The sequence below is a fragment of the Ideonella livida genome, assembly GCF_010499455.1.
In the GTDB taxonomy this organism is placed as follows: domain Bacteria; phylum Pseudomonadota; class Gammaproteobacteria; order Burkholderiales; family Burkholderiaceae_C; genus Ideonella; species Ideonella livida.
Genome location: NZ_JAAGOH010000002.1, coordinates 217,046 through 231,111, shown reverse-complemented (window position 1 = coordinate 231,111; position 14,066 = coordinate 217,046). Strand labels below are relative to the sequence as shown.

At 67.4% G+C, this 14,066-nt stretch carries 13 protein-coding genes and 1 other RNA gene; 13 read left to right on the top strand and 1 reads right to left on the bottom strand.

Translation table 11 applies throughout. From position 1 onward, the window contains the following. Positions 1–221: 221 nt before the first annotated feature. From ompA to G3A44_RS02930, 13 genes are all read left to right on the top strand, one after another. A complete protein-coding gene (gene ompA, locus G3A44_RS02990) occupies positions 222–956 on the top strand; it encodes an outer membrane protein OmpA (protein WP_163456000.1) in 735 nt (244 codons plus the stop codon). An 82-nt stretch (positions 957–1,038) separates the two neighbouring features. Continuing rightward, on the top strand, positions 1,039–1,734 hold the full coding sequence (gene ubiG, locus G3A44_RS02985; protein ID WP_163455999.1) for a bifunctional 2-polyprenyl-6-hydroxyphenol methylase/3-demethylubiquinol 3-O-methyltransferase UbiG: 696 nt from the start codon (positions 1,039–1,041) through the stop codon (positions 1,732–1,734). Further along, the gene (gph, locus tag G3A44_RS02980) at positions 1,734–2,420 is read left to right on the top strand and encodes a phosphoglycolate phosphatase (RefSeq protein WP_163455998.1); all 687 of its coding nucleotides are present in this window, start codon (positions 1,734–1,736) and stop codon (positions 2,418–2,420) included. Before ubiG ends, gph begins: the two co-directional genes overlap by 1 nt. A gap of 16 nt (positions 2,421–2,436) precedes the next feature. Continuing rightward, positions 2,437–2,807, top strand: a transfer-messenger RNA (tmRNA) gene (gene ssrA, locus G3A44_RS02975). A 174-nt stretch (positions 2,808–2,981) separates the two neighbouring features. Beyond that, a complete protein-coding gene (locus G3A44_RS02970) occupies positions 2,982–4,286 on the top strand; it encodes a tyrosine-type recombinase/integrase (RefSeq protein ID WP_163455997.1) in 1,305 nt (434 codons plus the stop codon). 2,183 nt (positions 4,287–6,469) lie between these two features. Next, the gene (locus G3A44_RS02965) at positions 6,470–6,721 is read left to right on the top strand and encodes a helix-turn-helix transcriptional regulator (RefSeq protein WP_163455996.1); all 252 of its coding nucleotides are present in this window, start codon (positions 6,470–6,472) and stop codon (positions 6,719–6,721) included. Then, a complete protein-coding gene (locus tag G3A44_RS02960; protein WP_163455995.1) occupies positions 6,718–6,963 on the top strand; it encodes a hypothetical protein in 246 nt (81 codons plus the stop codon). The genes G3A44_RS02965 and G3A44_RS02960 overlap by 4 nt, the downstream gene beginning before the upstream one ends. Before the next feature lie 317 nt (positions 6,964–7,280). Next, positions 7,281–7,472, top strand: coding sequence for a hypothetical protein (locus tag G3A44_RS02955; protein ID WP_163455994.1), 192 nt, complete (start codon positions 7,281–7,283; stop codon positions 7,470–7,472). Continuing rightward, the gene (locus tag G3A44_RS02950) at positions 7,472–7,837 is read left to right on the top strand and encodes a hypothetical protein (protein ID WP_163455993.1); all 366 of its coding nucleotides are present in this window, start codon (positions 7,472–7,474) and stop codon (positions 7,835–7,837) included. The genes G3A44_RS02955 and G3A44_RS02950 overlap by 1 nt, the downstream gene beginning before the upstream one ends. Positions 7,838–8,092: 255 nt before the next feature. Next, the gene (locus tag G3A44_RS02945) at positions 8,093–8,515 is read left to right on the top strand and encodes a hypothetical protein (RefSeq protein WP_163455992.1); all 423 of its coding nucleotides are present in this window, start codon (positions 8,093–8,095) and stop codon (positions 8,513–8,515) included. Between the two features lie 109 nt (positions 8,516–8,624). Beyond that, positions 8,625–11,978, top strand: a complete 3,354-nt coding sequence (locus G3A44_RS02940; protein WP_163455991.1) for a DUF927 domain-containing protein — start codon at positions 8,625–8,627, stop codon at positions 11,976–11,978. A 22-nt stretch (positions 11,979–12,000) separates the two neighbouring features. Continuing rightward, positions 12,001–12,330 (top strand): type II toxin-antitoxin system RelE/ParE family toxin, encoded by a 330-nt coding sequence (locus tag G3A44_RS02935; protein WP_163455990.1) that lies wholly within the window; start codon positions 12,001–12,003, stop codon positions 12,328–12,330. Between the two features lie 11 nt (positions 12,331–12,341). Next, positions 12,342–12,626 (top strand): helix-turn-helix domain-containing protein, encoded by a 285-nt coding sequence (locus G3A44_RS02930; protein ID WP_163455989.1) that lies wholly within the window; start codon positions 12,342–12,344, stop codon positions 12,624–12,626. Positions 12,627–13,109: 483 nt separating this feature from the next. On the opposite strand, the gene G3A44_RS02925 is transcribed toward G3A44_RS02930, so the two are convergent. Then, on the bottom strand, positions 13,110–13,718 hold the full coding sequence (locus G3A44_RS02925) for a recombinase family protein (protein WP_163455988.1): 609 nt from the start codon (positions 13,716–13,718) through the stop codon (positions 13,110–13,112). Between the last annotated feature and the right edge of the window lie 348 nt (positions 13,719–14,066).

The window sequence follows — 14,066 nt, the reverse complement described above, 5'->3', positions numbered from 1 at the left end:
AAACTTCTGGCAAAAGTTCGGATTCTAAGGGCTTATGCCTGTATCAACACTGCAACAGAAAACCACGCGAAACTGCTCCATCGCAACACAATCTGGCCGTCCGGGGCGCTATGGCAGAATCTTTTTGCCATTGGTCTGACCTCGACAGACTGGTTCGCAGACCCGGCGCCCCCTTGGCCGGGATCGACGCAGGTGAGTACGGTCCATCCGTGAGGAGAATCATGACGAAGATGAACAAGGTGGCGATGTTGTTCGCCGCTGCCGCCCTGGCGGCTCCGATGTCGGGCGCCATGGCCCAGACCATCGACAACTGGCGCGGTGCCGACGGCACCGTGTGGAAGAACGGTACCGCCGAGCACTGCTGGCGCGATGCCAACTGGACCCCGGCCACTGCTGCTGCGGGTTGCGGCGCTCCGGCCAAGCCGGCGGCAGCCCCCGCTCCGGCCCCGGCGCCCGCTCCGGCCCCGGCGCCCGCTCCTGCGCCGGCCCCCGTGGCCGCGCCGGTGCCGGCTCCGGTGGTGGTGGCTCCGCCTGTGGTCACCCCGCCCGCTCCGCCGGCACCTCCGGCTCCGCCGCCCGCGCCCAAGCCCGCCACCGAGAAGGTTTCCTTCGCGGGTGACGGCCTGTTCGCCGTGGGTGGTGCCACGCTGGCGCCCGAGTTCAAGGCCAAGCTGGACGACCTGGTGTCGAAGATCAAGGGCATGGCGCTGGAAGTGATCATCATCACCGGCCATACCGACAGCGACGGCAACGAAGCGGCCAACCAGAAGCTCTCCCAGCGTCGCGCCGACGCCGTCAAGGAGTACCTGGTGTCCAAGGGCGTGGAGCGCAACCGCGTCTACACCGAAGGCAAGGGTTCCAAGGAGCCTGAGGCCGACAACCGCACGAAGGAAGGCAAGGCGAAGAATCGCCGCGTCGAGATCGAGGTGGTGGGCACCCGCACCGTCGTGAAGTGACCTGACGCCTCAGCGCTGTCATCCGAACCCCGCTGCGGCGGGGTTTTTTCATGCAACTCCAACGCCCCAAGCGGGACTGGCCATGCTCAATGCCGACGCGGCTGAACTCGACAAGTTCGGCGAACTCGCCCACCGCTGGTGGGATCCTGATGGGGAGTTCAAGCCCCTGCATCAGATCAATCCCCTGCGGCTGGACTGGATCCGCCAGCAGGCCCAGATCACCGGCGCCCGGGTGCTGGACGTCGGGTGTGGCGGTGGCATCTTGGCCGAGTCGATGGCCCAGGCCGGCGCCCGGGTGACCGGCATCGACCTCTCGCCCAAGCCGCTGAAAGTGGCTCGGCTGCACGCCATGGAGGCCGGCGTGCAGCTGGACTACCGCGAGGTGGCGGCCGAGGCCCTGGCGCAGGAGATGCCGGGCCAGTTCGATGTGGTCACCTGCATGGAGATGCTGGAGCATGTGCCCGAACCCGCCAGCGTGGTGCAGGCCTGTGCGACGCTGGTGCGGCCTGGTGGCACGGTGTTCTTCTCCACGCTCAACCGCAACCTCAAGTCCTACCTCCTGGCCATCGTCGGGGCGGAGCATGTGCTCAAGATGATCCCCAAGGGTACCCACGACCACCAGCGATTCATCCGCCCGGCGGAGCTCGCGGCGCAGGCGCGGCAGGCCGGGCTGGCGGCCTTTGCCATGGCCGGACTGGAGTTCAATCCGCTGACCCAGCGCTACCGGCTCAGCGCCGATGCCAGTGTCAATTACCTGGTGGCCTGCCGGCGGGTGTGATGGACGCTCCCGACCGCCCTGGCGCACCCGCGCTGCAAGCCGTGCTGTTTGACCTGGATGGCACCCTGGTGGACAGTGCGCCGGACCTGGCCGGCGCCCTCAATGACCTGCGAGCCGAGCTGGGGCTTGCACCCTTGGCCCAGGCCCTGCTGCGGCCGTATGTGGGCACAGGTGCTCGCGGCATGCTGGAGCGGGGGCTGGGCCTGCGGCCGCAGGACGCGGACTTCGTGGCCCGTCGCGACCGGTTCCTTGACCTTTACGAGGCACGCATGTTGTGGTTGACGGGCCTGTTTCCTGGTATCCAGGCGGTGCTGGATGGCCTGGCGGCGGCGGGCCTGCCCTGGGGCGTCGTGACCAACAAGGCCACGCGGTTTGCAGAACCCCTGGTGCGTGGTCTGGCCTTGATGCCTGCGCCCGGTGTGCTGGTCTGTGGCGACACGACGCCCCACGCCAAGCCGCACCCCGAGCCGCTGTGGCATGCGGCCCGGCAGTTGGGTGTGTCGCCTGCGCAGGTGCTCTACGTGGGCGATGACCTGCGAGATGTGCAGGCCGGCCGTGCTGCCGGCATGGCCACCGTGGCGGCGCTCTGGGGCTACCTGGGCGACGGTGAGCCGCCGGTGGCCTGGGGGGCTGATGCCCTGGTGGACAGCCCCCAAGCCCTGGCCAGCTGGCTTGGAATCGCTTAGACTAAAGAGCTTTCCTGGGGCCGACCTGGTTTCGACGTGGGTGCGGAGTTGGGATAGGGCATGCCGAGCACCAGTCCGCTCGTTAAACCACTGGAACAAAGTAACTGCAAACGACGAAAAGTTTGCCCTCGCCGCTTAAACACCGGTGAGCCTCTCAACGGTTGGCCCATGGGCCGGGCGTGAGCCGCAAGGCAAGCGCTGAGAGGTCATTCACATGGGCTGGCTGGCGGATGGGCCACACATCCGTTGGCAAGATCTCGTGGCTGGTTTGCCTGTCAGCGTGCTGCTGCGCGGTCGGGCAGATGAGACTCAAACCAGACAGCTAAGCGTGTAGATCTACCTGGCGATGGCTTGCGGACGGGGGTTCAATTCCCCCCGGCTCCACCACATCTAGTTCCACGGAAGTCCGTGGAAGTCCAAAAAGGCTTAGAGAATCAAACCTCTAGGCCTTTTTTTTGTCCGTGGTGGTCCACGGTCTTCCGCTAGCTGCCAGGCCTTGCCGCAGTAACCTTTACAGTAACCGCCCCCGTCTGGTTACTGCATGCCTGGAGTTACTGCACCATGGCCCGAGAGCTGATCCCCGGTGACACCACCATCCGCAACATCAAGCCCGGCGACTCCCGCAGGCGCCTGAGCGATGGCGCGGGCCTGTACCTGCTGTTGTTCGTCAAAGGGGGCGCCCACGGCTGGCGTCTGGACTACAGCGTTCAAGGCGTGCGAAAAACCCTGAGCCTGGGCACCTACCCCGACACGGGCCTAGCCCTGGCCCGCCGCAAGGCTGAGGAGGCTCGCGCCCTGGTGAGCCAGGGCGTTGACCCCAGCGACGTGCGCAAGCAAGCCAGGGCCGATGCCCAGCGCCAGCACCAAGAGGCCAAGCGGGAAGCCGCAGGCCTGCCCCCGGTGGATGCTTTCGAGCCAGTGGCCCGTGAATGGCTGGAGCGGGTCCACAGCCACAAGGTGAGCGCCAACCATGCCGAGCGCACCCGCATACGCCTGGAACAAGACCTGTTCCCCTGGCTGGGCCGCCTGCCCCTGGCCGCCATCAAGGCGCCTGACGTGCTGGCCTGCCTGCGGCGTGTGGAAGGGCGGGGCGCGCTGGAAACCGCCCACCGGGTGCGGCAGGCCGCCGGCCAGGTCTTCCGCTACGGGGTGGCTACCGGCCGGTGTGAGCGTGACCCCACCACCGACCTACGGGACGCCCTGCCACCCGTGCGCACCAGTCACCACGCCGCCATTACCGAGCCCGGCCGCGTGGGCGAGCTGCTGCGCGCCTTTGACGACTACCGGGGCCATGCCGTTACCCGGGCCGCCCTGCGCCTGGCGCCCCTGGTCTTCCAGCGCCCCGGCGAGCTGCGCGCCGCAGAGTGGGCAGAAATGGACCTGACCGCCAGCACCTGGACCATTCCAGCCGCCCGCATGAAACGCAGCCTGACCGGCAAGGCCACAGGTGCGCCCCACCTGGTGCCCCTGTCCCTCCAGGCCGTGGCGGTGCTGCAGGAGCTGCAGCCCCTGACCGGACATGGCCGCTTCTGCTTTCCCAGCCCCCGCACGGATGAGCGGCCCTTGAGTGACAACGCCATCTTGTCCGCCCTACGCCGCATGGGCTTTGGCAAGGATGAGATGAGCGGGCACGGGGTGCGCGCCATGGCCCGCACCCTGCTGCATGAGCGCCTGAACTTTCCGCCTGAAGTGATAGAGGCCCAGTTGGCCCACGCGGTGCCCGATGCCCTGGGCCGGGCCTACAACCGCACCGAGTTCTTGGACCAGCGCCGCACCATGATGCAAGCGTGGGCCGACTACCTGGACCGCCTCAAGCGGGGCGGGGCGGACGTGGTGCCCCTGCGCCCCGGCAACGCTGCGGCCTGAGCCCAGCACCGGGGCAGGCTGCCAGCCAGCCAACCGCCCACGCAACTGCCCAGCCGCCCGCCCTGGTGCTGGCGCTGGTGCGGCGCTGGTGGCCGCAGTGGGCACCACGCCTGCCACTCCACACCCTGGCCCGGCCCTGCCGGGCCTTCGTCCTTCTGGCCTGCCTGGCAGGGCCAGGCCCAGGGGTGCGCCTGCGCCCAGGGGGTGGATGAACGTACAGCCCAGTCCAGCCCATGACCCCCATGCAAGCCCTGCAGGCCCAGCCGCTGCAGGCTGGCCAGCCCCTGGGCCAGCACGTCCAGCCGGGCCGCCGGGGGGCGGTGCGGGTTCACTCTTCGCGCCATGGGCAAGCCTGGGCAGGCACCAGAAACAACACAGGGCAAAAACCTGGAAGGTGCACACCCCGCCGTGGACACGGGGACAGGCGGGGACAGAAGGGCTTGATCCTATATGAATCAATGGCTTAGCCGCCAGTGACTGACGGGGACAGCGGCGGGGACAGGGCGGGGACACGGGGACAGAGAGAAGAGAGAGAGACCTTCCTTCCCTTCCTTCTGTTCCCGGTGCCCCCCTGTCTGGCCTGTGCTTTGCACCAGTCGGGCGCCTGACTTCAGAGCCCGATTCGCCCCAGAAAATAGGTTTTGCCTATGGTGGGAGGGGGGTTAAAAAGTCAGAACCCTATATTCCGCATACCGCCGTCTTCTCTCCGTGCACAAAATGCCGAAATTCGGGGGGGGAGGGGTTTGTTTAATAGGTTTTGTCTATGGCTCTTGTGCCTCCTGCCTTGCTGGCCCACGGGCCGTGCGGCATGGCCCTTGCTGGGCTGCGTGCCTGCGGGCCCTGGCGCATCCCCTTGGAAGTGCGCCAGTTGTGGGCATGCCTGCCCGGGTAGGGGGGGGCTGAATCTCTAGGTGTCCCACCTGGGAGACCGACCGCGTAGCTGGATTTTTGCGCGCGCGAGTTTCTAGGGGTGGGGGGGTTGAATGGCCTAGCCTGGCCTGCACCCTGGTGCACTTGCCTGGATAGTGGCCGCGATGGCAACACCCCCGGCGCCCCAATGCCGGCGCGTCCAGACGTTTGCACTGGCGGGGCTGTAGTGGGGCCTCATGTCATGCGCCTTTGCCGGGCTTTGGAGTGCAAGGCCGTACAGTTCACCGGCGCCGTGCCCTGGCTTGCTGATCCCTTGCCAGCATCCCGCCCCCGCAGGGTGGCACGGTGCATCCTTATTGGGCGGGAGCTTGTGAACCTAGGAAATAGCGGGCGACATGCGGGAAATGGATAGGGCTCGGGTGCTGAGCGCAGTTGTCTGTGGTCTGGGTGACTCCCCGCCGCCTCTTCAGTGCGACTTTTGGCGACTGGCAGAGCTACAGGAACGGGAGGCTAGTGGTGCCCAGCTATCAGCGGAAGACGTTGCCGCTTTGAATGCGCTACATGATCAAGCGGGCATGCTTTTAGATACTTATCCATTGGCAGCCTGGGGACTTGCCCGGGAGCTTGCTGCCCGTCGAGCGTTGGCCTTGCGGTTAGAGGTGATGTGCGGGGACGGTGGGGCTGTCCTTGAGGCTGTTGCTGCTTGTGTAGCGCACGGCTTACCGGTGCCTGGATGGTTGGCGTCCGCTTTTGTAGCTCGGTATCAGCGGGTAGCCGTTGGTGATGCGAAATCGTGGGATGCAGTGTTTGGCCCCGCTATACCGGCGGGCACCAACCAAGCCGGAGTCAAGGCGCGGAAACAGTTGGCCCCTAAGGCTTATGAAATTGCTATCGGGTTGCTTGCTGCGGATCTTGATCGACCCATAGATAAGGGCCTCTTTGAAGAGGTTGGTTCGCATGTTGGATGGGGTGCAACGGCGGCTGAGTCATGGATTCGGCAGCACGTCGCGGAAGGCCTTGGAGCGTGGCCCAGCCTGTCAGAAATTCGGCCCTATCTGCGTACGTCGGGAGGTAACGTTCCCAAGGCACACCACGAGTGGAGTTTGGCGGAACGCTGGGAGCGGTGGAGGCGGAACGGTGGAACCCGCGCAGACTGGTGCGACACCTACAAAACGGAGCCGCCTGGTGCCGATGCCACCCCCGGAAAGTGCGACGACTTTCCGGGATTACAGAAGGATGGGCGCGCCGCATGATCCATTCGCACCGCCCTGAACGAATCAACACCCGGGCGGACTGCGATGGAGAAGCCGCCCATGTTCACCCCCCAACTCGTTCACGACGCTGGCAAAGCCCAGCCGGTCACCCGTGACCGTCTCATTCGCCTGCCGGAGGTCTTGCGCCTGGTAGGCGTTGGAAAAAGCACTTGGTACACCCTGATTGACCAAGGCAAAGCGCCACGCGGGGTTCAGATCACCCCGCGCTGTGTGGCCTGGTCTGAATCGGCCTGCATGGCTTGGGTGCAAGCCCGATTAGCAGACGCCCAGCGGGGAGCGCCGCAGGCATGAAACCCCAGCCCAGCCCCACCAGCGCCCCCGCTGGCCCTGTTGCGCCGCCCCTGGGTGACGTGTGCACCTGCGCCCGCACCCGTGGCCTGCGCTGGCCCCTGACGGGCCGGTTTGGCTTTGCTGCCATGGTGGCCACTGAAGAGGCTGCACCGCAAGCACAAGGCCCGCTGTGCCCCACCTGCGGCCACCTGGTGCGGTACGGGCAAGAGGTGCGCCAGCGCACCCAGAAGGGCCAGACGTGACCACACCCAGCCACTACGCCCACATGCCCACCAGCGCCAGCACCTTGACGCCTTGGCCGGGTGCTGGCTTACACTGGCTGCAGGTGCTTCAAAACACCCCTTCCGTAGCGGATAGCCGCCCCGACAGCGCGGCTTTGTCACGTCCAAATTCTGGCCGTGCTGCGCCTTGTCGCAGCGCTGGCGCATGGTCAATGGGCGGGATGGGCCATACCGCAAGGCTGGCCGCACGACTACGGACGTGTTTTGAACATCCCGCCCACCCGCTGCCGCTTCAAAACGGTGCCGGGTGGTTATCAAGTTCCCGTAGGAGCCTGACCATGAAGACCCGCAACGCCGGCCCTTCCGGCGCCGCTGCGCGCATTCCAGCGCCAGCAACTGCCGCCCCTTACGTCCCCCGCCACTACCTGCGCCGTCTGGCGCGCTCCCTGGTGCTGCGTGCTGCCCTGCGTGGTCACGTGCGCTGGGTGGCTGCCCTGCCGCTGCTGGCACGCCTGGAAGGGGGCGAATGATGAGCGCCCCTGACAAGAACCCCGGGCACGCTTCCGAGTTGGTGGGCGATCTGGCCGGTGCACGGGAGGCGCTGGAGACGATCCACATGGTGGCGAACGCCCAGTTGGCCACCATCGAAACACTGGCACACCTGGTGCTGCAAGCCATGCAGTCGCCCGGCTTTTACACGGGCAACCACTCCGGCCACGCTTGGGAGCTGGTGGCCAATGCCATGGAAGCCATTGCCGCCAATGCCTCAGAGCTACAGAACTCGATTAGCGCTGAGGTGGAGGGGCAGGGTTGCGCCCACAAGTGTCCCCGAGAGGCGGCCCGCTGGGCCGCAAGGCGTGGCCTGCGGGCCGTTGGCCCCACTGTAGGGGGCTGACCCATGGCGAATCTGCACAAGGCTGGCGCTGCCAGTCGCGCCGCTGCATGGCCTGGCCACATGGCCCGGCGCCTGGTTCATGCGGTGCAAACGTCTGCACAAGTGGCCCGGACTGCACCGCAGGGCCCGTGCAGCAAGGTCCACAACGCGCCCACGGCCTGGCCGGGCGCTTCACCCATTGCATTGGCTGCGCACTGCCCCGGCGGGCAGCGTTGCGCGCCTTGCCTGTTGCCCGCCACCACTGGGGATTCATCCATGCCCACCCTGACCACCACCAAGCCCACCACCATGACCACCACGTCAGCCGCCGTCCTGGCCGGCCTGCCCATGCCCCTGCCTGAACTCACCGCCCAGGAGCTGGCCCGCCTGGCGCTGCACCTGCCTGGTTCTGACAACGCGGACCGCTACCGCCTGCACTTGGTGGCCCAGTGCCTGGGTGAAGACCCGCCCGACCTGCGCGGCGCCTTTGATGCGGCCGTGGCCGGTGTGCGCCACGCCTTCCGGCCTGAGTTCACCGAAGACCGGCCGGAGTCCTTTCTTCTGGCTGCCTGTGCCCACCTGCTGGCGCTGGCGCTGGATGAGGCCGGCCCGCCGGAGGGTGGCCCGCTGGGTGCGGCCGTTGGCGTTGCCCTGGGCGCGGCCAGCCTGCAGCCCTTGACGGGCCCCACCATGCCCTGACCCCCACGCCCGCCCGGCCGCGTGCCCTGGCGGGCCTTCTGACCCCTGCGGCGGGGCCTTCTGCACTGCCTGCCCGGTCGCCATGCCCCGCCCCCTGTTGCCCCCCCTCATGCCCACCAAGCGAACCATCCCACCACCAGCGCCAGCACCTGCCCGCCAGATCACGCCCGAGCTGGTGCGGGAGGCCCTGGCCGCCATCCCGCCGGACCTGGACCGTGAAACCTGGGTGCGCCTGGGCATGGCCGTGAAATCGGAGTTCCCCGACTCGGTGGGCTTTGACCTGTGGGACGGCTGGAGCCAGACCGGCAAGGCCTACAGCAGCACCGACGCCAAGGACACTTGGCGCAGCATCAAGGCCGGCGGGCGCGTGACCATTGGCACGCTGTTTGGCGTAGCCAAAGACCACGGTTTCCGCTTCTCTGAGGTGGCCGGCGGGCCGGCTGTGGTGGATGAGGCGGCCCAGGCGCAAGCCCAGGCCCTGGCGGAGCGGCAAGCCCAGCAACGCCAGCGCCAGCGTGAAGCGGAAGAGGCCGAATATCGGCGCCGCGCCGATCAAGCCGCCCGTGAGGCGGTGCGCCTGTGGGATGAGGCAGGCGGGGCGGGTGAGCCTGGCCAGCCAGAACAGGCCAGCCCGCAGGCCCTGGCCCCGTACCTGGTGCGCAAGGGTGTGCAGGCCCACGGGGTGCGCACGCTGGCGGATGGCACGGTGCTGGTGCCCGTGCGCAACCCGGCGGGCGAGCTGGTCAACCTGCAGCGCATCGCGCCCCAGCGCCCCACGCCTGAGCAAGAGGCCAAAGGCGCCCGGGAAAAGCGCTTTCTGCCGGGTGGCCGCAAAACCGGCTGTTTCCACCTGCTGGGCCTGGAGTGCCTGCCCGATGCGGGCCATGACGTGCTTGTGCCCGTGGTGCTGGTGGCGGAGGGCTACGCCACAGCGGCCAGCCTGTACGAAAGCACAGGCCTGCCGGTGGCTGTGGCCTGGGATGCCGGCAACCTGGTGAACGTGGCCCGCACCCTGCGGGAGCGCCTGCCCGCTGCCCTGCTGCTGCTGTGTGCGGATGACGACGTGGACACCGAAGCCAGCACCGGCAAGAACCCCGGCCGCCTGGGGGCGGAGAAGGCCGCCCGCGCCGTGCTGGCCGAAGGTGCGCCCGCTGGGGTGGTGCTGCCCGTGTGGCCTGGCCAGCGCCCCGCCGGCCTGACGGACTTCAACGACCTGGCCAGCACCGCCGGCCCTGAGGCCGTGCGCGCCCAGGTGCTGGCCGCCGTGGCCGCGCCCAGCCTGTTGCCCAAGGTGCGCCGCGCCGCTGGCCAGGCGGCCACCAGCGCCAGCACGGACACCCCCAACGACACCCGCACCAGCGCCAGCCCGGCCAACGACGACACCGCCCCGCCAAGCCCCCAGGCGGCCCCCTGGGACGATGAAGACACCCCGGACGATGGCGAGCCCCCGCCCACGCGCCGCAAGCCCCAGAAGGCCGCCCCGGCTGGCGCTGGTGGTGCTGGCGCTGGTGGTGCTGGCGCTGGTGGTGCTGGCGCTGGTGGTGCCCGCCCCAAGCGCCAGCCCCATGACCCCTTCACCCTGCTGGAGGATGGCGTTTACTTCACCGCCCGCGATGGCGACGGCAACGAGAAGCCGCCCCGCTGGCTGTGTGCCCCGCTGCGCGTGACCGCCCGCACCCGTGCGGATGACTCCAACGGCTGGGGCTGCCTGCTGGAGTTCAACGACCTGGACGGAAACCCCAAGGTGTGGGCCATGCCGTCTTCTCTGCTGAGTGGCGAGGGGGCAGAGTGGGCCGCCCGCCTGCGCGACATGGGCTTGCAGATGGCCCCCGGCACCGGCGCCCGCAACCTGGTTGCCCAGTACATCGACACCCGCAACCCCCGCCAGCGTGTGACCTGCACCGATCGCGTGGGCTGGCACCCCGGCGGGGTGTTCGTGTTGCCGTCTGGCTGCATTGGCGGCCCAGCCAGTGCAGACGCCTGCACCGCTGGCGCTGGGGGGGAGGATGCGGCCGACGACACCGACACCGCGCCCATTGCCACCACCGACACCGACACCGACACCGACCCGGACACCGGCACCCCGCGCCGCTACGTCTTCCAAAGTGAAGCGGGCATGGAAGATACCTTCCGCCAGCATGGCGAGCTTGCCGACTGGCAAACCCGCGTGGCCGCCCTGGCGGAGGGGAACAGCCGCCTTGCCTTTGCCATTGGCTGCGCCCTGGCCGGCCCCCTGCTGCGCGCGGCCAGCCTGGAGAGTGGGGGCTTTCACTTCCGGGGCGACTCCAGCAAGGGCAAGACCACGGCCCTGAAGGTGGCCGCCAGCGTGTGGGGCCGCCCGGCCTACATGCAGCGCTGGCGCACCACGGACAACGCCTTGGAAGCCACAGCGGTGCAGCACTGTGACGGAACCCTGATCCTGGATGAAATCGGCCAGGTGGACGGCAAGGTGGTGGGGGACTGCGCTTACCTGCTGGCCAATGAACAGGAGAAGGGTCGCAACACCCGCAACGGGCTGAACCGCAAGCGCCGCACTTGGCGCCTGCTGTTCCTGTCATCCGGGGAAAAGAGCTTGGCCGACCACATGGCCGAATCCGGCAAGCGTGTGATGGCCGGCCAGGAAGTGCGCATGGTGGACATTCCCTTGGACGCTGGCGCTGGCATGGGGGGCTTGGAGGTGCTGCACGGGCACGATGGGCCGGGCGCCCTGGCCGATGCCGTCACCCGTGCGGCGGCCCGCCACTACGGCACCGCCGGCCGCACCTGGCTGGAATGGCTGGCCGCCCGGCATGAGGCCCTGCCGGGCCGCCTGATCGGCGATGGCGGCATGTTGGAGCGCTTCAAGGGCCAGATGGTCCCTGAAGCCGCCAGCGAACAGGTGCGCCGCGTGGGCACCCGCTTTGCGCTGGTGGCCGCTGCGGGCGAGCTGGCCACCGAAGCCGGCATCCTGCCCTGGCCGGCGGGCCACGCCGCCAGCGCCGCCCGGTCTTGCTTCAATGCCTGGCTGGCCGCCCGTGGCCACCTGGACAACGGGGAAGATGCCGCCATGCTGCGCCAGGTGCGCGCCTACCTGGAGAAAAACGGCGACGCCCTGTTCACCTGGACGCATCGGGCCATGGATGACCACCGGGGCAACACGCCCTTGCGTAACGGCTTCAAGCGCATGGTCAACACGGAAGGCGAGCCGCTCAAGTTTGATGCCGCCGTGGAGTACCTGGAGAGCAAGACCGGCCCCGAGTGGCGCGACAGAACGGATGCCCTGGTGGAATACCTGGTCTTGCCTGAGGCCTTCAAGCGCGACATGTGCAAGGGCTTCGACTCCAAGGCCGTGGCGGAGCTGCTGCGCGCCCGTGGGCACCTGCGCCATGAGAAAGACCGCCTGACCATCAAGCACCGCCTGCCCGGCATGGACAAGGCCCCGGTGTTCCACATCCGGCCGTCGATCTTCTCGGATGAGCTGTAATCCATTGGATTACACTCTTCCCATGCAAACGGTTGCTGAGCTGCCGGAGTACATCAAGCGCGCCGACAAGCTTCTAGGCGCCGATGAGCGCCGCGACTTGGTGGAGTACCTGGCCACCCACCCCAAAGCGGGCGACCTGCTTGAGGGCACTGGTGGGGTGCGGAAGCTTCGATGGGCGCGGGAGGGGCGCGGCAAGAGTGCCGGCGTTCGCGTGGTGTACTACTTCCACAGTGAACGGATGCCCTTGTACTTGCTGACGCTGTTTGCCAAGAACGAGCGGGCCAATCTTTCCAAGGCTGAGCGCAACGAGCTAGCCGGTTTGGTGGCCCTGCTGGTGGACCTGTGGTTGTAGGAGTTCAATCCATGAGCAAGGCATTCGAGAGCATCCGCCAAGGCCTGCGTGAAGCGGTGGCCCATGCAAGAGGTGACACCACAGGGGTGAACACATTCACCCCCCGCCTGGTGGACGTGGCGGCCGTGCGTGGCCGTATGGGTTTGTCTCAGGTCCAGTTTGCCGCCCGGTTCGGGTTTTCCGTGTCCACCCTTCGCCACTGGGAGCGGGGAGACCGCCAGCCCCAAGGGCCTGCCTTGGTGCTGCTGAACTTGATCGACCGTGACCCCGCCGGCGTGCTGCGCGCCTTGAGTTGACCCCGGCGACTTGCACTTTTCGTGCATTCACCTGCGTGGCGGCTTCCGGCCGGTGCGTGTCCACCAGCAGGGCCGCATGCGGAACGCAAGTACAGCCCGGGTTCAATACATTCCATGATGTGGAAGAACTGGCCCGAAACAGCCCATTTTGTCCCCGCCGGTTTTGGGTGACGGGGACAGATTCCAGCCAGCCGGGGACAGACAAACTCAATGGGGACAATGGTTTACGTGGCTTGTCCCCGTGTCCCCGTTGTCCCCGTGCAAAAAATGCCTGACCCGAAATCCTGAGGGGGGGAGGGGGGGAGGGGTGCCCCCTTCCAGTCCACCCGGCCGGCGGCTTGAGGCTTGCACTTTTCCTGCATCCTGCTGGCGCTGGTGGCCTGGGCCTGCGGGCCTGGCGGGCAGGCTTGCACTTTCCCGGCCCGGCCCCGGCCCTGGCCTTCGCCCTTGGGCCTGCTAATGCGCTGGCTTCAGGCGTGAGCCTCAAGCGGTGGCGCTGGCGGTGTCGGTGGCGCTGGCGCCGGCATCGCGGATGCCCACCACAGCCGCCCGGCTGATTCCATGGTCCCGGGCCACCTGGGACACGGTGGCGCCCGTGGTCAGGGCCTGGCGGATGGCCTGGCGCTGGCTCTCGGTGGTCTTGGGTGGCCGGCCCAGCCGCTTGCCTTCCGCCTTGGCACGCTCAAGCCCGGCCTGTGTGCGCTCCACGATCAAACCCCGCTCAAAGTCCGCCACAGCGGCCAGCACCTTGACCATGAGGGCGCCTGCGGTGGAAGTCAGGTCCAGATTGCCCAGTTGCAGCACCACCAGCCGCACGCCCCGCCGGCTGAAGTCATGGACGGTCTGTTGCACGTCCACCGAGTCCCGGCCAATCCGGTCCAGCTTCGTCACCACCAGCGTATCCCCGGGCTCCAGCTTCTCCAGCAGGCGCACAAAGCCGGGCCGCTGGCCGGCGGGCACCGAGCCCGACACCTTTTCTTCAATGAAGCGGTGCGGCTCGATCATGTAGCCGGCCTGGGCGATCTGTTCGGCCTGGTTCTCCGTGAGCTGGTCCACGGTGGAGACACGGGCATAGGCGAAGGTGCGGGACATGTGGACCCCTTGAAGTGTCGGAAAAGGGTGTTAGAAATTGAGGGGGTGCAAACAACTGCTTTACCCTATATTTCTAACAGTGTATCCGACACTGTTAGAAAACGATCGTTTTTCTGCAGTCCGGGAGGGCCGCACCGGCAATCGCACCAGTGCCCCGCGCGCTACGGCCGCTCCCAGGCTGCCTGGGCGCCAAGCCGACTGCAGTAACCCATGCAGTAACTTCAATGAAGTGGTCCTATGTTTCATAGGTAATTCGTGTGGCCCCGGCCCACCACATCTAGTTCCACGGAAGTCCGTGGAAGTGCAAAAGCCCTAGAGAATCAATGCTCTAGGGCTTTTTCTTTGCGT

What these genes read in the sequence shown, in the direction of transcription:
- ompA (WP_163456000.1), top strand. Translation starts at nt 222, where the DNA reads ATGACGAAGATGAACAAGGTGGCGATGTTGTTCGCCGCTGCCGCCCTG.
- ubiG (WP_163455999.1), top strand. Translation starts at nt 1,039, where the DNA reads ATGCTCAATGCCGACGCGGCTGAACTCGACAAGTTCGGCGAACTCGCC.
- gph (WP_163455998.1), top strand. Translation starts at nt 1,734, where the DNA reads ATGGACGCTCCCGACCGCCCTGGCGCACCCGCGCTGCAAGCCGTGCTG.
- G3A44_RS02970 (WP_163455997.1), top strand. Translation starts at nt 2,982, where the DNA reads ATGGCCCGAGAGCTGATCCCCGGTGACACCACCATCCGCAACATCAAG.
- G3A44_RS02965 (WP_163455996.1), top strand. Translation starts at nt 6,470, where the DNA reads ATGTTCACCCCCCAACTCGTTCACGACGCTGGCAAAGCCCAGCCGGTC.
- G3A44_RS02960 (WP_163455995.1), top strand. Translation starts at nt 6,718, where the DNA reads ATGAAACCCCAGCCCAGCCCCACCAGCGCCCCCGCTGGCCCTGTTGCG.
- G3A44_RS02955 (WP_163455994.1), top strand. Translation starts at nt 7,281, where the DNA reads ATGAAGACCCGCAACGCCGGCCCTTCCGGCGCCGCTGCGCGCATTCCA.
- G3A44_RS02950 (WP_163455993.1), top strand. Translation starts at nt 7,472, where the DNA reads ATGAGCGCCCCTGACAAGAACCCCGGGCACGCTTCCGAGTTGGTGGGC.
- G3A44_RS02945 (WP_163455992.1), top strand. Translation starts at nt 8,093, where the DNA reads ATGCCCACCCTGACCACCACCAAGCCCACCACCATGACCACCACGTCA.
- G3A44_RS02940 (WP_163455991.1), top strand. Translation starts at nt 8,625, where the DNA reads ATGCCCACCAAGCGAACCATCCCACCACCAGCGCCAGCACCTGCCCGC.
- G3A44_RS02935 (WP_163455990.1), top strand. Translation starts at nt 12,001, where the DNA reads ATGCAAACGGTTGCTGAGCTGCCGGAGTACATCAAGCGCGCCGACAAG.
- G3A44_RS02930 (WP_163455989.1), top strand. Translation starts at nt 12,342, where the DNA reads ATGAGCAAGGCATTCGAGAGCATCCGCCAAGGCCTGCGTGAAGCGGTG.
- G3A44_RS02925 (WP_163455988.1), bottom strand. Translation starts at nt 13,718, where the DNA reads ATGTCCCGCACCTTCGCCTATGCCCGTGTCTCCACCGTGGACCAGCTC.